Origin of the sequence: Streptomyces sp. NPDC046805 (genome assembly GCF_040645355.1) — a bacterium.
In the GTDB taxonomy this organism is placed as follows: domain Bacteria; phylum Actinomycetota; class Actinomycetes; order Streptomycetales; family Streptomycetaceae; genus Streptomyces.
This window is the reverse complement of the sequence record NZ_JBEYYC010000015.1, coordinates 1-14295: the sequence shown is the minus strand read 5'-3', so window position 1 is coordinate 14295 and position 14295 is coordinate 1. Positions and strand designations below refer to the sequence as shown.

11 protein-coding genes, 1 tRNA gene and 2 pseudogenes are annotated in these 14295 nt (G+C 68.7%); 8 read left to right on the top strand and 6 right to left on the bottom strand.

The features are described from left to right. Window positions 1–110: 110 nt before the first annotated feature. The 3 genes from ABZ910_RS17745 to ABZ910_RS17735 are packed head-to-tail and all read right to left on the bottom strand — an operon-like array spanning window position 111 to window position 3291. Complete coding sequence (locus ABZ910_RS17745; RefSeq protein ID WP_361365376.1) at window positions 111–995, bottom strand: carbohydrate ABC transporter permease; 885 nt, start codon at window positions 993–995, stop codon at window positions 111–113. After that, window positions 992–1969: a sugar ABC transporter permease gene (locus ABZ910_RS17740; protein WP_361365373.1), complete on the bottom strand. Its 978-nt coding sequence runs from the start codon at window positions 1967–1969 to the stop codon at window positions 992–994. Before ABZ910_RS17740 ends, ABZ910_RS17745 begins: the two co-directional genes overlap by 4 nt. Before the next feature lie 8 nt (window positions 1970–1977). Beyond that, complete coding sequence (locus ABZ910_RS17735; RefSeq protein WP_361365370.1) at window positions 1978–3291, bottom strand: extracellular solute-binding protein; 1314 nt, start codon at window positions 3289–3291, stop codon at window positions 1978–1980. Between the two features lie 435 nt (window positions 3292–3726). Here ABZ910_RS17735 and ABZ910_RS17730 point away from each other — a divergent pair, with 435 nt between their 5' ends. The 4 genes from ABZ910_RS17730 to ABZ910_RS17715 all read left to right on the top strand — a co-directional run bounded on the left by ABZ910_RS17730 (window position 3727) and on the right by ABZ910_RS17715 (window position 8174). Then, entirely contained in the window at window positions 3727–4746 is a 1020-nt protein-coding gene (locus ABZ910_RS17730) for a substrate-binding domain-containing protein (RefSeq protein ID WP_361365367.1), read from the top strand. A 5-nt stretch (window positions 4747–4751) separates the two neighbouring features. After that, a complete protein-coding gene (locus ABZ910_RS17725) occupies window positions 4752–5822 on the top strand; it encodes an ABC transporter permease (protein WP_361365364.1) in 1071 nt (356 codons plus the stop codon). 4 nt (window positions 5823–5826) lie between these two features. Next, window positions 5827–6777 (top strand): ATP-binding cassette domain-containing protein, encoded by a 951-nt coding sequence (locus ABZ910_RS17720; protein ID WP_361365361.1) that lies wholly within the window; start codon window positions 5827–5829, stop codon window positions 6775–6777. 125 nt (window positions 6778–6902) lie between these two features. Continuing rightward, entirely contained in the window at window positions 6903–8174 is a 1272-nt protein-coding gene (locus tag ABZ910_RS17715; RefSeq protein WP_361365358.1) for a serine hydrolase domain-containing protein, read from the top strand. Between the two features lie 36 nt (window positions 8175–8210). Here the strand turns inward: ABZ910_RS17715 and ABZ910_RS17710 are convergent, their stop codons facing one another. Together ABZ910_RS17710 and ABZ910_RS17705 are read right to left on the bottom strand one after the other, a co-directional pair. Next, window positions 8211–9215 carry a Gfo/Idh/MocA family oxidoreductase gene (locus tag ABZ910_RS17710; protein WP_361365355.1) on the bottom strand — a complete coding sequence of 335 codons (1005 nt, stop codon included), beginning with the start codon at window positions 9213–9215 and terminating at the stop codon, window positions 8211–8213. A 58-nt stretch (window positions 9216–9273) separates the two neighbouring features. Continuing rightward, complete coding sequence (locus ABZ910_RS17705; protein WP_361365352.1) at window positions 9274–10434, bottom strand: Gfo/Idh/MocA family oxidoreductase; 1161 nt, start codon at window positions 10432–10434, stop codon at window positions 9274–9276. Between the two features lie 169 nt (window positions 10435–10603). On the opposite strand from ABZ910_RS17705, the gene ABZ910_RS17700 reads away from it, so the two are divergent. From ABZ910_RS17700 to ABZ910_RS17685, 4 genes and pseudogenes are all read left to right on the top strand, one after another. Further along, window positions 10604–10677, top strand: a tRNA-Pro gene (locus tag ABZ910_RS17700). A gap of 118 nt (window positions 10678–10795) precedes the next feature. Continuing rightward, a complete protein-coding gene (locus tag ABZ910_RS17695; RefSeq protein ID WP_361365349.1) occupies window positions 10796–11755 on the top strand; it encodes a tyrosine-type recombinase/integrase in 960 nt (319 codons plus the stop codon). Continuing rightward, entirely contained in the window at window positions 11748–12506 is a 759-nt protein-coding gene (locus ABZ910_RS17690) for a SpdA protein (protein ID WP_361365346.1), read from the top strand. Before ABZ910_RS17695 ends, ABZ910_RS17690 begins: the two co-directional genes overlap by 8 nt. 1284 nt (window positions 12507–13790) lie before the next feature. Next, window positions 13791–13989: pseudogene (locus ABZ910_RS17685) on the top strand (transposase); the annotation flags it as partial. A gap of 93 nt (window positions 13990–14082) precedes the next feature. On the opposite strand, the pseudogene ABZ910_RS17680 reads toward ABZ910_RS17685, so the two are convergent. Then, window positions 14083–14295 (bottom strand): annotated as a pseudogene (locus ABZ910_RS17680) (hypothetical protein); the annotation flags it as partial.

The window sequence follows — 14295 nt, the reverse complement described above, 5'->3', positions numbered from 1 at the left end:
GCCCACAAGCTAGCGGTCGCGGCCGCGTTCGCATAGCCATTGCGCAAAGCTTTGCGGAGAACCGGGACGGCCGGGCGGGGCACGGCCGTCCCGGGTCAAGTGGAACCGGCTCAGCCCTTGTTGGAGCCCAGGGTGAGGCCGCTGACGAACTGCCGCTGGAGCACGAAGTACACGATCAGGGTGGGGATCGCGGTGAGCAGGGCGCCGGCGGCGACCAGGTTGGGGTCCGTGAAGTACTGGCCGGAGAGGTTGTTCAGTGCCGAGGTGATCGGCATGTTCTCGCCGGTCGAGATCAGCACGATGGCCCAGAAGAAGTCGTTGTAGATCCAGATCGACAGCAGGGTCGCCAGGGCCGCCATCGCCGGCCGGCACAGCGGGAGCGTGATCTGCCAGTACAGCCGCCACACCGAGGCGCCGTCGACGAGCGCGGCCTCGGTCAGCTCGTGCGGCAGCGAGCGCATGTAGTTGCTCAGCACGAAGGCGCAGAAGCCCGACTGGAACGCCACGTGGATGAGGACCAGGCCGAGCGCCGAGTCGTACAGCTTCCCGCTGACCGTGATGCCCGGCAGGTCCACCAGCAGGTAGAGCCGGTAGAGCGGGGTGATGATGACCTGCTGGGGCAGCAGGTTGCCGGCCGTGAAGACCAGCAGCAGCGCCAGGTTGAGCCGGAAGTCGAAGCGGGCGACGTAGAAGGCGACGCAGGACGAGAGGAACAGCGTCAGCAGTACGGCCGGTACGGCGATCAGCAGCGTGGTGCCGAGGTAGTGCGCCATGTCCGACTGCTGGAACGCCTGGGTGAAGTTCTCCAGGCTCAGCCGGTCGGGCCAGGAGACGTAGCCCTTGGCGCTGGTCTCGCCGTACGGCCGCAGGGCCGCGAACACCGCCCAGAGCAGCGGCGCGAGCCAGGCCAGGGCCGTACCGGCGAGGAACACGTGCAGCAGGACGCGGGCGGGGCGGACGGGGGTGCGCCTTTTGAACGCGACCGTGGTGCTCACGCGCGCCGCTCCTTCCGGAAGGTGGCCACCAGATACGGGATGATCACCGCGAGCGAGATCGTCAGCAGGACGACGGCGATCGCCGACCCGTATCCGATGCGGCTCGACTCGCCGATGATGTTGTTGGTCACCAGGATCGACAGCAACTCGGTGCCCTGGGCGCCCTTGTTGAAGACGAAGACGAGGTCGAAGGCGCGCAGGGACTCGATGATGGTGACGACCAGCACGATCGTGTTGGTGGGGCGAAGCGTCGGGAAGACGACGCTTCGGAACGTCTGCCACTCGCTCGCGCCGTCCAGCGCGGCGGCCTCGCGCAGGGTGGGGTCGACGCTCTTCAGGCCGGCCAGGTACAGGATCATCATGTAGCCGGTGTGCCGCCAGGACGCGGCGATGAGGACCGCCCACAGATTGAGCTTCGGGTTGCCGATCCAGTCGATGTAGTGGCCGGGCCTGTTGGCCCCCACCAGGCTGTTGATCAGGCCCGTGTCGGGGTTGTAGACGAGCTGCCAGACAAATCCGATGACGGCCAGCGACATCACCACCGGCAGGAAGAACGCCGTCTGGTAGACCCGGCTGAAGCGGATGTTCTTGTCCAACTGGAGGGCCAGGAACAGCCCGAGCGGGGTCGGGATCAGGATGAGCACGACGAACCAGATGACGTTGTGCTCGAGGGCGGGCCAGAACTGCGGGTTGTCGGTGAACAGTTGCCGGAAATTGCGCAGGCCCACCCAGCTGATCGCGTCGAGGCCGATCCCGTCCCAGGTGGTGAAGGCGAGCGCGATCGAGGCGAGGGCGGTGACCCAGACGAGGGCCACGTGCAGGAGCGTCGGCGCGCCCGCCATGACGGCGAGCGTGAACCGGTCGCGACGGGTGAGCAGGCTCCGGCGGCCGCGCGCGGCCCGCTTCCGGCCGGACGGGCCGCCCAGGGGCGGCGCGGCGGCCACCTCCGGGGTCTTCGCCGGTTCGGTGGTCATCCCGCCGCTCATGAGGACGCGAAGATCGTCTTCTTCTGGCGCTCGACCGAGGCCAGCAAGCCGTCCACGCCCTTGGGGTTCTGCACGAACTTCTGCAACGAGGGCTGCATCACCGTGGCGGTGAAGTCGGGCCGGCTGTCGCGGTCCATGAACTGGGTGAGGTTCTTGGCGCCGCTGATCATGTCGAACGCCTTCTTCTGCAGCGTCGTGTACGAGGAGGTGTCGGCCTTGGTGGAGGCGGCGACCACGCTCGGGTCGAACTTGAGATAGAGCTGCTCGGCCTCCGGTGAGCCCAGGTACTCCAGGAGCTTGAAGGCGCCCTTCTTGTTCTTCGGCGCCTTGCTCACCATGAAGCCGTCGGTGGGCGCCTCGACGGTTTCCTGGCCGTAGGCGGAGTTGATCTCGGGGAAGGCGAAGAAGTCCAGGTCCTCCACGTCGGCCTTGTTCGTGAACTGCTGGGCCACGAAGGAGCCCAGCAGATACATGCCCGCCTTCTTGGACACCAGCGTCTGGGCGGCGTCCTGCCAGGTGCGGCCCATGGCGCCGTCCTGGTGGTAGGGGAGGATCTCGGTCCAGTGGTCGAAGACGGCCTTCACCTTCGGGTCGGTCCAGGACGCCTTGCCCGCCATGAGCTGGACGTGGAAGTCGTAGCCGTTGAGGCGGAAGTTGATCTGGTCGAAAGTGCCCATCGCGGGCCAGGCGTCCTTGTCACCGAAGGCGATGGGGACCAGTCCGTCCTTCTTCATCTGCTTGCACAACGCGACGAACCCGTCCCAGGAGGTGGGGACTTGATAGCCGTGCTGCCGGAAGACGCTCTTGCGGTAGAAGATCGCCCACGGGTACGTCGTCACCGGCACGAAGTAGTAGTTGCCGTCCGCGCCCTTGCTGAGCGCCTTCATCGCCTCGGGGAAGTTGCCCTCGATCTTCTTCCACACGTCGTTGAGCGGGGTGGCGAGCCCCTTCGCCGCGAAGAACTGCATGCGGTAGCCCGCGAACCAGTTGAACACGTCGTCCGGCGTGCCCTGGAGGTAGGAGTTGATCTGCTCCTGGAAGGTGTTGTGGTCTTTGGTGTTCACCTGGACCGTGATGCCGGAGCGCTTCTTGAAGGCCGCGTAGATCTCGGCGAACGCCTTCTTCGGCACGGCGTCCGAGGCGTTGGAGCCGAGGGTGAGGGTCTTCGGGTCGGCGGCCGAGCCGCTGCCTCCGCAGGCGCTCAGCAGAGGCAGGCCGGCGGCGGCGAGGGCCGCCGTGCCGCCGGCTCCGCGGAGCAGGGAGCGGCGGCTGGGACCCGGGACGGCGAGACCGGAGGGCGTACGGCGCATAGCGGCTCCTGAGGACGGGGTTCGACCGATTCGACCAAGGGAGAGCGGTCCTGAAAGGTCTTCAGAAGGCCCTCAATTGGTCTTCGAAACCGATCAGAAGCCAACTCGACCGAACATTGTGGCGTAATCACAGACGCACGCCCTGTCGGCCGTCAATAGCTCTCGTCGCACTTGCCTGAAACGTAATCGACCTGACGGCGGCGGGACTTGAGCGAGGGGTATGCCGCACCGCAGCGGGTAGGGATGATCCGGCCGGAGGGATGCGCCCGGGCTTGTTCTTGCATGCTCACTTGAATTGCAATGATGTCTTGACAAAGTATTGACAGCGGGCGCGTCAGGGACTTGGATCCCCATGACCCGGGCCGTCCGGTCCGGGCCCCAGGATCCCCGCGATCCCCTCCCCTTTCCCCGGTAGCTCAGTGAGGTGCAGGAAAGATGGACCGCCCTTCTCGCCCCCGCTCCCGCAGACTGGCCCCCGTGGTGGCCGTCGCCGCCGCGGCAGCTCTGACCCTGGCCGGCTGTTCGAGCAGCTCCGGCGGAAAGAAGTCCGAGGAGGGGGAGGCGGGCGCCTCCGCGGGCAAGGCCGGCACCCCGCGCATGACGGTCGCCCTGGTGACCCATCAGGCGCCGGGCGACACCTTCTGGGACATCGTCCGCAAGGGTGCCGAGGCGGCCGCGGCCAAGGACAACATCAAGCTCATCTACTCCCACGACCCGAACGCCGGCAACCAGGCCAACCTGGTCCAGAACGCCGTGGACCAGAAGGTCGACGGCATCGCGATCACCCTGGCCAAGCCCGACGCCATGAAGGGCGTCGTCGGCAAGGCGCAGGCCGCGCACATCCCCGTGGTCGGCCTCAACTCCGGGGTGAGCGACTGGAAGAAGCTCGGACTGACGGAGTTCTTCGGCCAGGACGAGACGGTGGCCGGCGAGGCGCTCGGCAAGAAGCTGAACGAGGTCGGCGCCAAGAAGACCGTCTGCGTGATCCAGGAGCAGGGCAACATCGGCCTCACCCAGCGCTGCGACGGGGTGAAGAAGACGTTCTCCGGCACGACCGACACGCTCTACGTGAACGGCACCGACATGCCGTCCGTGAAGTCGACCATCACCGCCAAGCTCAAGAAGGACAGCGGGATCGATCACGTCGTCACCCTCGGCGCCCCGTTCGCCCTGGCCGCGGTCCAGTCGGTGAGCGACGCGGGCAGCAAGGCCGAGGTCGCGACCTTCGACCTCAACAAGGACCTGACGGGCGCGATCTCCAAGGGCACGATCCAGTTCGCGGTGGACCAGCAGCCGTATCTCCAGGGCTACTTGGCGATCGACTCCCTGTGGCTCTACAAGAACAACGGCAACTACAGCGGCGGCGGCGAGCAGCCGGTGCTCACCGGACCGGCCTTCGTCGACAAGTCCAACGTCGACAGCGTCGCCCGGTTCGCCGCGAAGGGCACCAGGTGAGCGACATGGCTCGGCAGGCCGAACCGGCGGTGGCGACACCGCCGGCCTCCGGCCCCCGGGGCACCGGCGGCCGCACCGCCGAACGCCCGCTGGCGCTCCGGCTGTTGGCCCGGCCGGACGTCGGTGTCCTCCTCGGCGCCGTGGCCGTCCTCGTCTTCTTCCTCGTCGCGGCTCCCTCGGTCCGGCAGGGCAGCTCGATGGCCACGGTGCTCTACCAGTCGTCGACCATCGGCATCATGGCCCTGCCGGTGGCCCTGCTGATGATCGGCGGCGAGTTCGACCTGTCCTCCGGCGTCGCCGTGATCACCTCGGCGCTGACCGCGAGCATGCTCAGCTATCAACTGACCCTGAACGTATGGATGGGCGTGATCGTCGCCCTCGTCGTGTCGCTCGGGGTCGGCGCGTTCAACGGCTGGCTGCTGGTGAAGACCGGCCTGCCGAGCTTCCTGGTCACGCTCGGCACCTTTCTGATCCTGCAGGGCGTCAATCTCGCGGTGACCAAACTGGTCACCGGCAACGTCGCCACCGACGACATCAGCGACATGGACGGCTTCGGCCAGGCGCGGGCGGTCTTCGCGTCGTCGTTCGACGTCGGCGGCGTCCAGGTGAAGATCACCGTCGTGTGGTGGCTGGTCTTCGCGGCCCTCGCCACCTGGGTCCTGCTGCGCACCAAGTACGGCAACTGGATCTTCGCCGTCGGCGGCAACCAGGAGAGCGCCCGCGCGGTCGGTGTCCCGGTGACCTTTACCAAGATCACCCTGTTCATGACCGTCGGCTTCGGCGCCTGGTTCTCCGGCATGCACCAGCTGTTCTCCTTCAACACCGTGCAGTCCGGCGAGGGCGTCGGCCAGGAGCTGATCTACATCGCGGCCGCGGTGATCGGCGGCTGTCTGCTCACCGGCGGCCAGGGCTCCGCGATCGGCCCGGTCTTCGGCGCCTTCATGTTCGGCATGGTGAACCAGGGCATCGTGTACGCGGGCTGGAACCCCGACTGGTTCAAGGCCTTCCTCGGCGTCATGCTGCTCGGCGCCGTCCTCATCAATCTGTGGGTCCGGCGCACGGCGACCCGGAGGTGACCCGATGACCAGCAACGGAACCGGAACCGAAGCCCACGGCGCCGTCCTCCAGGACACCGTGCCCGGCGGCGGCCCGATCGTCGAACTCCGTGGCGCGGGGAAGTCGTACGGCAACATCCGCGCCCTGCACGGCGTAGACCTCGCGGTCCACCCCCGTCAGGTGACCTGTGTCCTGGGTGACAACGGCGCCGGCAAGTCCACCCTGATCAAGATCATCTCGGGGCTGCACCGGCACACCGAGGGCGAGGTCCTCGTCGACGGTCGGCCGGTGCGCTTCGGCACTCCGCGCGAGGCGCTCGACCAGGGCATCGCCGCCGTCTACCAGGACCTGGCGACCGTGCCGCTGATGCCGGTGTGGCGGAACTTCTTCCTGGGCTCCGAACTGACCAGGGGCCCCTGGCCGGTCCGCCGCCTCGACATCGCCCGGATGAAGGAGACGGCGGACCGGGAGCTGCGCAACATGGGCATCGTCCTGGACGACCTGGAGCAGCCCATCGGCACGCTCTCCGGAGGCCAGCGCCAGTGCGTGGCGATCGCCCGCGCCGTCCACTTCGGCGCCCGCGTGCTGATCCTGGACGAGCCGACGGCCGCGCTCGGCGTCAAGCAGTCGGGCGTCGTGCTGAAGTACATCGCCGCCGCCCGTGACCGCGGCCTCGGCGTCATCTTCATCACCCACAACCCGCATCACGCCTACATGGTCGGCGACCACTTCAGCGTCCTGCGCCTCGGCACCCTCGAACTCAGCGCCGAACGCAGCGGGATCACCCTGGAGGAGCTCACCAACCACATGGCGGGCGGCGCCGAACTCGCGGCCCTCAAGCACGAGTTGGCGCAGGTGCGCGGCGTGGACGTGGACGAGCTCCCCGAGGAGGCGGATCTGGCCGTGACGGGGGAGTCCGCTGCGTCTTCCGGTCCCTCCGCGTCTTCCACGCCTTCCGGTGAGGGGAGTCCCTGACCTCCATCCTCGACAGGCGATGACGCGCGGGCGCTCCTATGCTTGTGGTATACGGGCCGTGCGGCACTGTCCCACGGCACGATGTGACCTGCGACGCGACGATCGACGCAGGTGGGAGCAAGGCCATGTCGCACGCGTCAGGACGACTGCGCAAGGGGGTTGTGGCCGCCACGGCGGTGGGGATGCTCGTGGTCCCGGCCGTGGGCGGGAGCGCCGTAGCCCTGCCGCCTGTCGCCGGTACGGCCGTGTCCGCGACCGAAACGCCGTCTGCCTCCCCAACGCCGTCTCCCTCGCCCTCGGGCAACGACGTGGTCGCCCTCACGCCCTTCGTGCAACGCCGGCTCGACAGCGCCGTGAAGCGGGTGATGCAACAGGCGCACGTCCCGGGGGTGACCGTCGGCATCTGGACCCCCGACAAGGGACAGTACGTGCAGTCCTTCGGCGTCGCGGACAAACGCACCGCCGAGCCGATGTACCCCGACCTGTACATGCGGATCGGCAGCGAGACCAAGACGTTCACGGTGACCGCGCTGCTCGAACTCGTCGACAGCGGCAAGGTCAGCCTCGACGACACGATCGGGCAGTACGTCAGCGGCGTACCGAACGGGGACAGGATCACGCTGCGCGAGCTCGCCGGCATGCGCAGCGGTCTCTTCAACTACAGCGAGGACAACGACTTCTACAAGGCGCTGACCTCGGATCCCCAGCGGTCGTTCACCCCGCACCAACTGCTCGACTACGCCTTCCGCCACCCCGTGGAGTTCCCGCCCGGTGCGAAGTTCTCGTACTCCAACACCAACCTCATCCTGCTCGGCCTGGTCGTCGAGCAGGCCAGCGGGCAGCCCATCGCGGACTACATCCAGCAGAACGTGCTCCGGCCGGCCGGCCTCAGGCACACCCTCTTCCCGAACGGCAACGAGTTTCCGACGCCGCACGCGCAGGGCTACACCGAACAGACCGCCACCGGCAAGGTCGAGAACGCGGCCGACTGGAACCCCTCCTGGGCCTGGGCGGCCGGCGCGATGATCTCCGACCTGGAGGACCTGCGCGTGTGGGCCCGCTCGGTGGCCACGGGTGAACTGCCCGGCGGCGGCCACCTGATCAGCCCCGCCACGCAGAAGCAGCGGCTCACCACGCCGGCGACGCCCATCCCGGGTGTGGGCTACGGTCTCGGTATCTTCAACGTCCAGGGCTGGATCGGGCACAACGGCTCCCTGCCGGGCTACGAGTCCCTGACCGTCTATCTCCCCTCGGCTCAGGCCACCTTGGTCGTTCTGCTGAACACCGACGTCAACTACAAGGGCACCGAGCCCAGCACGATCTTCGGCCAGGCGATCACGAGGATCATCTCCCCGAACCACATCTTCAACCTGCCTGCCGTCCCGGCGGCCAGGTGAACGGGGGCCGGTGACACGGAAGCTCGTGGCGGCGCATCAGGCGGTGCGCACCTCCGCGAGCGTCACCGGCCGGTGCTCGCGCAGGGACAGCGTGCATGCCTCCGCGATCCACCCCGCCTCCAGCGCGTCCGCGAGCGTGCACGGAGACGGCCGCGCGCCGGCCACCACCTCGGTGAACGCGGTGAGTTCGGCGCGGTAGGCGTCGGCGAAGCGGTCCATGAAGAACGCGTGCGCGGTCCCTGCCGGGAAGGTGACCGAGGGCTCGAGGGAGCGCAGCGGGAGCTGCTCGTCCAGGCCCACCGCGACCGAGTCCTGGAAGCCGTGCAGCTCCAGGCGGACGTCGTATCCCCGGGCGTTGTAACGGCTGTTGGACACCACGGCGATGGTGCCGTCATCGAGGGTGAGGACCGCGCCGGTGGTGTCGGAGTCGCCCGCGTCCTTGATGTACTCGGCGCCCCGGTTGCCGCCGGCGGCGTACACCTCGGTCACCTCGCGCCCGGTCACCCAGCGGATGATGTCGAAGTCGTGGACGGAACAGTCCCGGAAGATGCCTCCGGAGGAGGCGATGTACGCGGGCGGGGGAGGCGCGGGGTCCAGCGTCGTCGCGCGTACGGTGTGCAGCCGGCCCAGCTCGCCCGCCCGCACGGCCGCGCGGGCGGCGGCGAAGCCCGCGTCGAAGCGCCGGTTGTAGCCGATCTGGACGGGCACCTCACCACCCTCGACGGCCTTGAGCACCGCGACGCCTTCCCGCATGGTGCGGGCGACGGGCTTCTCGCAGAAGACGGGGACGCCGGCCGCGACGCCGGCCAGGATCAGCGCCGGGTGGGCGTCGGTGGCCGCCGCCACGACCAGGCCGTCCACTCCGGCGGCCAGCACCGCCTCGGGCGAGTCGGCGAACTCGGCCCCGAACCGCTCGGCGGCGGCCTTCGCCGCGTCCGCGAACGGGTCGGCGACGACGAGGGACTCGACGACGTCCAGTCCGGACAGGGTCTCGGCGTGAAAGGTCCCGATGCGGCCGAGGCCGAGGATTCCGATGCGCATGTGCTCCGCTGCTCCTTGTGGTGATCTGCTCCTTGGGGGCATCGCTGTCCGACGGCGCCTAGGACGTCCGCACGTCGACCCAGCCCCCGCCCTCGACGGACCGCGTCATCGCGTCGAGGGCGGCCGCGCTGTGCACGGCGTCCGCGAGGGTGGGGCCGCACGGGGTTCCCTCGGCGATCGAGCGCAGGAACCGGTACGCCTCGATGACCTTGAGGTCGTCGTAGCCCATGGCGTTGGCCGCGCCCGGCTGGAAGGCGCCGAACTCGCCGTGCTCCGGGCCGACGTACACCGTGCTCACCGGCTGGTCCTGGTAGGTGGTCCCGCGGCTGACCGCCAGCTCGTTCATCCTCCGGAAGTCCCAGAACACCGCGCCCTTGGTGCCGTGCACCGCGAAGCCGTACGTGTTCTGCTCGCCGACCGACACCCGGCAGGCCTCCAGGACGCCGCGGGCGCCGGAGGCGAAGCGCAGCAGGCAGCCGACGTAGTCCTCGTTCTCGACCGGTCCCGTCTCCCCGCCGGAGGCGAGCGCGTGGCCCGCGGTGGCGCCCGTCGGACGCGTCCGCTCCGGTACGAAGACCGCGGTGTCGGCGACGAGGGACGCGAGGTCGCCGACCAGGAAGCGGGCCAGGTCGACGCCGTGCGAGGCGAGGTCGCCGAGCACCCCGCTGCCGCCGCGTCCGCGCTCGTACCGCCAGGTCAGGGCGCCGTCGGGATGCGCCGCGTAGTCGCTGAACAACCGGATCCGGGCATGGGTCACCGAGCCGATCTCCCCGGAGGCGATCAGCTCGCGGGCCGCCTCGACGGCGGGCGCGCCCCGGTAGTTGAAGCCCACGGTGCCCTGCACCCCGGCCTTGGTGACCGCGTCGGCGACCGCGCGGGCGTCGTCGGCCGTCAGGCCCACCGGCTTCTCGATCCAGAGGTGCTTGCCGGCCTCGGCCATCGCGACGCCGATCTCCCGGTGCAGGAAGTTCGGGGCCGTGACGCTGACCGCCCCGACGCGCGGGTCCGCGGCCACCTCCCGCCAGTCGCGGCCCGCCGAGGCGAACCCGAACTGCGCGGCGGCCTCCTCGGCCCGTCCCGGCACCTCGTCGATGACCGTCACGAGCTGTGGGCGCAAGGGAAGGTGAGGATAGTGATGCGGGACGCGGGCGTACGCCCGGCTGTGCACCCGGCCCATCCAGCCGAACCCCACGACGGCGACACCGAGCGCATCGACCATGACAGCCCTTCTCCGGACCGGCCCCTTACCTGTCCAGGCCACCCTGTGCGGGAGGCCCCCCGCTGTCAACAACGCGGATACCCCGAGCCGCACCGCCCGACCGCAGCACCCGTACGCGTGCGGTAGGGTTGACCTGCGCGATCACGCGGAACACCGCATGGCGACGCAACGGGACGTGGCGCAGCTTGGTAGCGCACTTGACTGGGGGTCAAGGGGTCGCAGGTTCAAATCCTGTCGTCCCGACGGTGCGAAGGGTCTTCGCAGGCGAGAGCCTGTGGGGGCCCTTCTTCTGTGTGGGCCGTTTCCGGCTTCGAGGTTGAGCACGCCGCTCATCGGCACCTTTACTCGGAGGCCGGCGAAGATGCCGCTCTTGGACCTGAACAAGATCACTGCGGGGCTGTCGAAGACCTGGTCGGGGTTCCTGCGGGACTGGGACCGCGCGCTGCGGTCGGGGAACTATCCGGAGACGACCCGCTACAACTATCTGCTGTCGGCCGCGCAGCTGGCGCGCTACCTGGCGGAGTACTCACCGGACCCGGAGGCCGATGCGGCGGCCGAGGATCCGGTCGAGGTCGGCCGAGCACATGTGGAGGCGTTCCAGGCGTGGATGATCGAGACGCGGTCGGCGTCGACGGCGCTGAACAAGCACAAGGGACTGCAGCAGTTCTTCAAGTGGCTGATGCTCGATGAGGGGGAGATCGATCGGTCGCCGATGGAGCGGGTCCGGCAGCCGAAGCAGCCGCAGAAGCTGATCCCGGTCATCCGCGATGAGGAGACCGCCAAGGTCCTCGGAACCTGTAAGGGCAGGGAGTTCGCCCAGCTGCGGGACGAGGCGATCATCCGGCTGTACTGCAACACGGGGGCGCGGCTGTCCGAGGTCGGCAACCTGCTGCTGGAGGACATCGACCTGACCACCGAGTCGGTGCACTTCCACGGCAAGGGCAGCAGGGACCGGCGCGTTCGCTTCGGGCCCAGGACGGCGCGGGCGGTCAGCCGTTATTTGCGGGCCCGGGCCAAGCACAAGGCGGCTCATCTGCCGGATCTGTGGCTGGCGGAACGCGGGGTGCGGCGGCTGGCTCCCAACGGGATCAAGATCATGCTCAAGCGTCGGGGGGTTGCAGCGGGGCTGGTCAAGCTGCACGCGCACCGGTGGCGGCACACCTTCGCGCATGAGTGGAAGCGTGCCGGCGGCGATACCGGCGATCTGATGCTGCTGTTGGGCTGGACGTCGGAGGAGATGCCCCGCCGTTACGGGGCGAGTGCCGCTGCGGAGCGCGCCCAGGAGACCCATCAGCGGATCGGGGTCGGGGATCATGTCTGAGCTCGATGTCATGCCCGCGCAGGGGGAGGCTGTGCGCGAGCAGCAGGTGGTCTTCCGTGCGGTCACCGTGATCGCGGGTGTGGTGGTCGGCCTGGCCTTCTTCTTCGGCTTCGGTAATGTGTGGACGTTGGCTCTGCGGCTGGGAGTGTCCGGCTGGGTGGCACCGCTGGTCGCGCCCGCTGTGGACTTGTCAGTCCTGGCGCTGCTTTTGGCGATCCGCTACCTCGCCCTGTGCGCAACTCCCGCGGCGGTGCTACGTCCCGCTCGTAGACTGCTGCTCCTGGCCAGCTTTCTGACGCTCGCCCTCAATGTCACCGAGCCGCTGCTGGTCGGCGCGTACGGGCGGGCGGCCTTCGACGCGGTCGGTCCCGTACTGCTCATCGGCTGGGCCGAAGTCGGTCCCCACCTGCTGCAGGCCATCAGCGGTATTCGTGCCGGCACCGCTGATGCGCCGATGGCGCCATCGGGCGTGCCCGGGTCCGATGGAGGGCGACTGCGCAGCGCGCCAACGGACGATCCGACCGCCCGGGTCGGCGGCAACGATCTACTCGAGCGCGCTCGGGCGGAAGATGCCCTGCACTGGCAGATGCACCGGCGGCCGATCTCGGCGGAGACCCTCCGCAAGCGCCTCCATATCGGCGCCGCGCGAGCCCGTTCGCTGGTCGCCATCCTGCGCACGGTGCACACACCGGAGGCGAGGCCGGTGCTGCGGTCTCTGCCTCACCGCGGCACGGCAGCGTGCGGTGACTGACGGCAGCGTCCGAAGCTACGCGGGCCGGCCATCGCGGCCTCGTCCAGGAAGCGGACTTAAATCCGTAGGCCAGCAGCTACTAAAGGACTATTAAATGCGCCTTAAGGCCCGCCCCTGGCATGCTATGTCCTCGGCTTCCAGGGCGTGTCGCGATAGGGGCTTGCCAGAAAGGCGTCTTCACGATTCCGACCGTCCGCACGGCCCTGTGCTGGCTAGCGATAAGCCGTCGGCCTGAAAGGGAACGAGCGTGATCGGCCCACCCTCCGCTTCGTCGGCGCCGGCCGGCGGGGGAGGTGGTCCTGGGAGTGGACACGCACCGGGATGCCCATGTGGCCGCTGTGCTCTCCCCGATGGGGGAAGTGATCGGCACCTAGGAGTTCCCGGCCACCGCGGCTGGATACCGAAGACTTGCTGGGGTGAGCCAGGGCGTCGGGTACGGTGCGCTGGGCCGGAGTGGAAGGTACCGGTTCCTTCGGGGCGGCCCTGTCCCGCTACATGCTGGCCCAGGGCACGAACTGATAGACGACCGCCGCACCGACATCGCCATCCGTAGCGCCATCCACGCAGCTCAGAGCAGGTGAGTCACAGCCCGCCGACGGGGCAACAAGGTGGGGAGGGTCGCGAACACCCCGAGGAGTGACCCCGTGCCCGACACCCGCTGCCCGCGCTGTGCCGGCCCGCTTGGTAACCGGCCGGCGCGCTCTCGGCTGACCACCGACCGCGACGTCTTCGTCTGCACTACATGACGAGGCCGTACGCGAAGCCACCGGGCAGACGCCAGTGCCCTTCGGTGACTGGCCGGTGAAGTAGCAACTGCGCGAGGAGAGGTGCCTCCGCCCCTGCGTGGGTGGAGGCACCTCTCCCATGGGCGAGACGTTGTCGGATCAGAACCGCGGCCGAATCGGAATTCTCCGGGCTTCTTCCACGTCGTCGGGCTCGCTCGCCGGGGGCTCCGTGAGCAGGCTCGACAGCCGGCGTCGGAGCGAGGCGAACCTCAACTTCGAACACAAAACCCACGACCTGAAGCGCCGTCAGAGGTCCACTCGCGTTCGCCCGTCCAGCCTTCCCCTCGCCTGTGACTCCTCGATGGCCGAGGAGCCCTTGGGTTTGAACGCTCAGCTTCACACCCCGCCGTTGCCAGCGACGCACGTGAGCGCGGAGACGGGCCCTGGACACTGGCCCGAAGTTCAGCCGATCGATACCTCCTTCATGTGGCTGTCCGCGCTTACTTGGAGCGACCTCGTGCCGCACCTGATCAATTCAGAATGAGTTGAGCCGCGGGCCTTGTGTTCGACGATCTTGGTCGGCAGGGTGTCCGGAGTGCGTGCTGATCTTGTTCCCGGCGACCTGTGGGAGCGGGTGGCCCCGCTGCTGCCGCCCGCTCGCGAACGGCGCAGCCGCCACCCCTGGCGGCTGCGTGTTCCCGACCGGACGGACACTCGCTGGCGTCATGTACGTGCTGGGGACTGGTGTCGCGTGGCGCGGTAGTGGTGCCGCTGCCACTCCAGCCCACCGGGTGCCTTGCGGCCGCTTCGCGCGGTCCCCTGCAGTCGGTCTGTCCGCGGTGGCCGGCGCTTCAACGCGTGAGGGTCGTGCTCGGTTGCCCCGTGTTCTTGTTCTCGCTGGTGGACGGGGGCAGCGTGGTGAGTGCTTGCACTGTTGCGATCATTGCGGCACGGTGGATCTGCAGGCGCTCCCGATCCCAGGGCGGTTGGTCTGCCAGTGATCGCAGGGCTGGCGAGGCGTTGGCCCATGCGGTGGTCAGTCCGAGCAGGAGGGCGAGGATGTC

What these genes read in the sequence shown, in the direction of transcription:
- ABZ910_RS17740 (WP_361365373.1), bottom strand. Translation starts at nt 1,969, where the DNA reads ATGACCACCGAACCGGCGAAGACCCCGGAGGTGGCCGCCGCGCCGCCC.
- ABZ910_RS17715 (WP_361365358.1), top strand. Translation starts at nt 6,903, where the DNA reads ATGTCGCACGCGTCAGGACGACTGCGCAAGGGGGTTGTGGCCGCCACG.
- ABZ910_RS17735 (WP_361365370.1), bottom strand. Translation starts at nt 3,291, where the DNA reads ATGCGCCGTACGCCCTCCGGTCTCGCCGTCCCGGGTCCCAGCCGCCGC.
- ABZ910_RS17720 (WP_361365361.1), top strand. Translation starts at nt 5,827, where the DNA reads ATGACCAGCAACGGAACCGGAACCGAAGCCCACGGCGCCGTCCTCCAG.
- ABZ910_RS17690 (WP_361365346.1), top strand. Translation starts at nt 11,748, where the DNA reads ATGTCTGAGCTCGATGTCATGCCCGCGCAGGGGGAGGCTGTGCGCGAG.
- ABZ910_RS17710 (WP_361365355.1), bottom strand. Translation starts at nt 9,215, where the DNA reads ATGCGCATCGGAATCCTCGGCCTCGGCCGCATCGGGACCTTTCACGCC.
- ABZ910_RS17725 (WP_361365364.1), top strand. Translation starts at nt 4,752, where the DNA reads ATGGCTCGGCAGGCCGAACCGGCGGTGGCGACACCGCCGGCCTCCGGC.
- ABZ910_RS17730 (WP_361365367.1), top strand. Translation starts at nt 3,727, where the DNA reads ATGGACCGCCCTTCTCGCCCCCGCTCCCGCAGACTGGCCCCCGTGGTG.
- ABZ910_RS17705 (WP_361365352.1), bottom strand. Translation starts at nt 10,434, where the DNA reads ATGGTCGATGCGCTCGGTGTCGCCGTCGTGGGGTTCGGCTGGATGGGC.
- ABZ910_RS17695 (WP_361365349.1), top strand. Translation starts at nt 10,796, where the DNA reads ATGCCGCTCTTGGACCTGAACAAGATCACTGCGGGGCTGTCGAAGACC.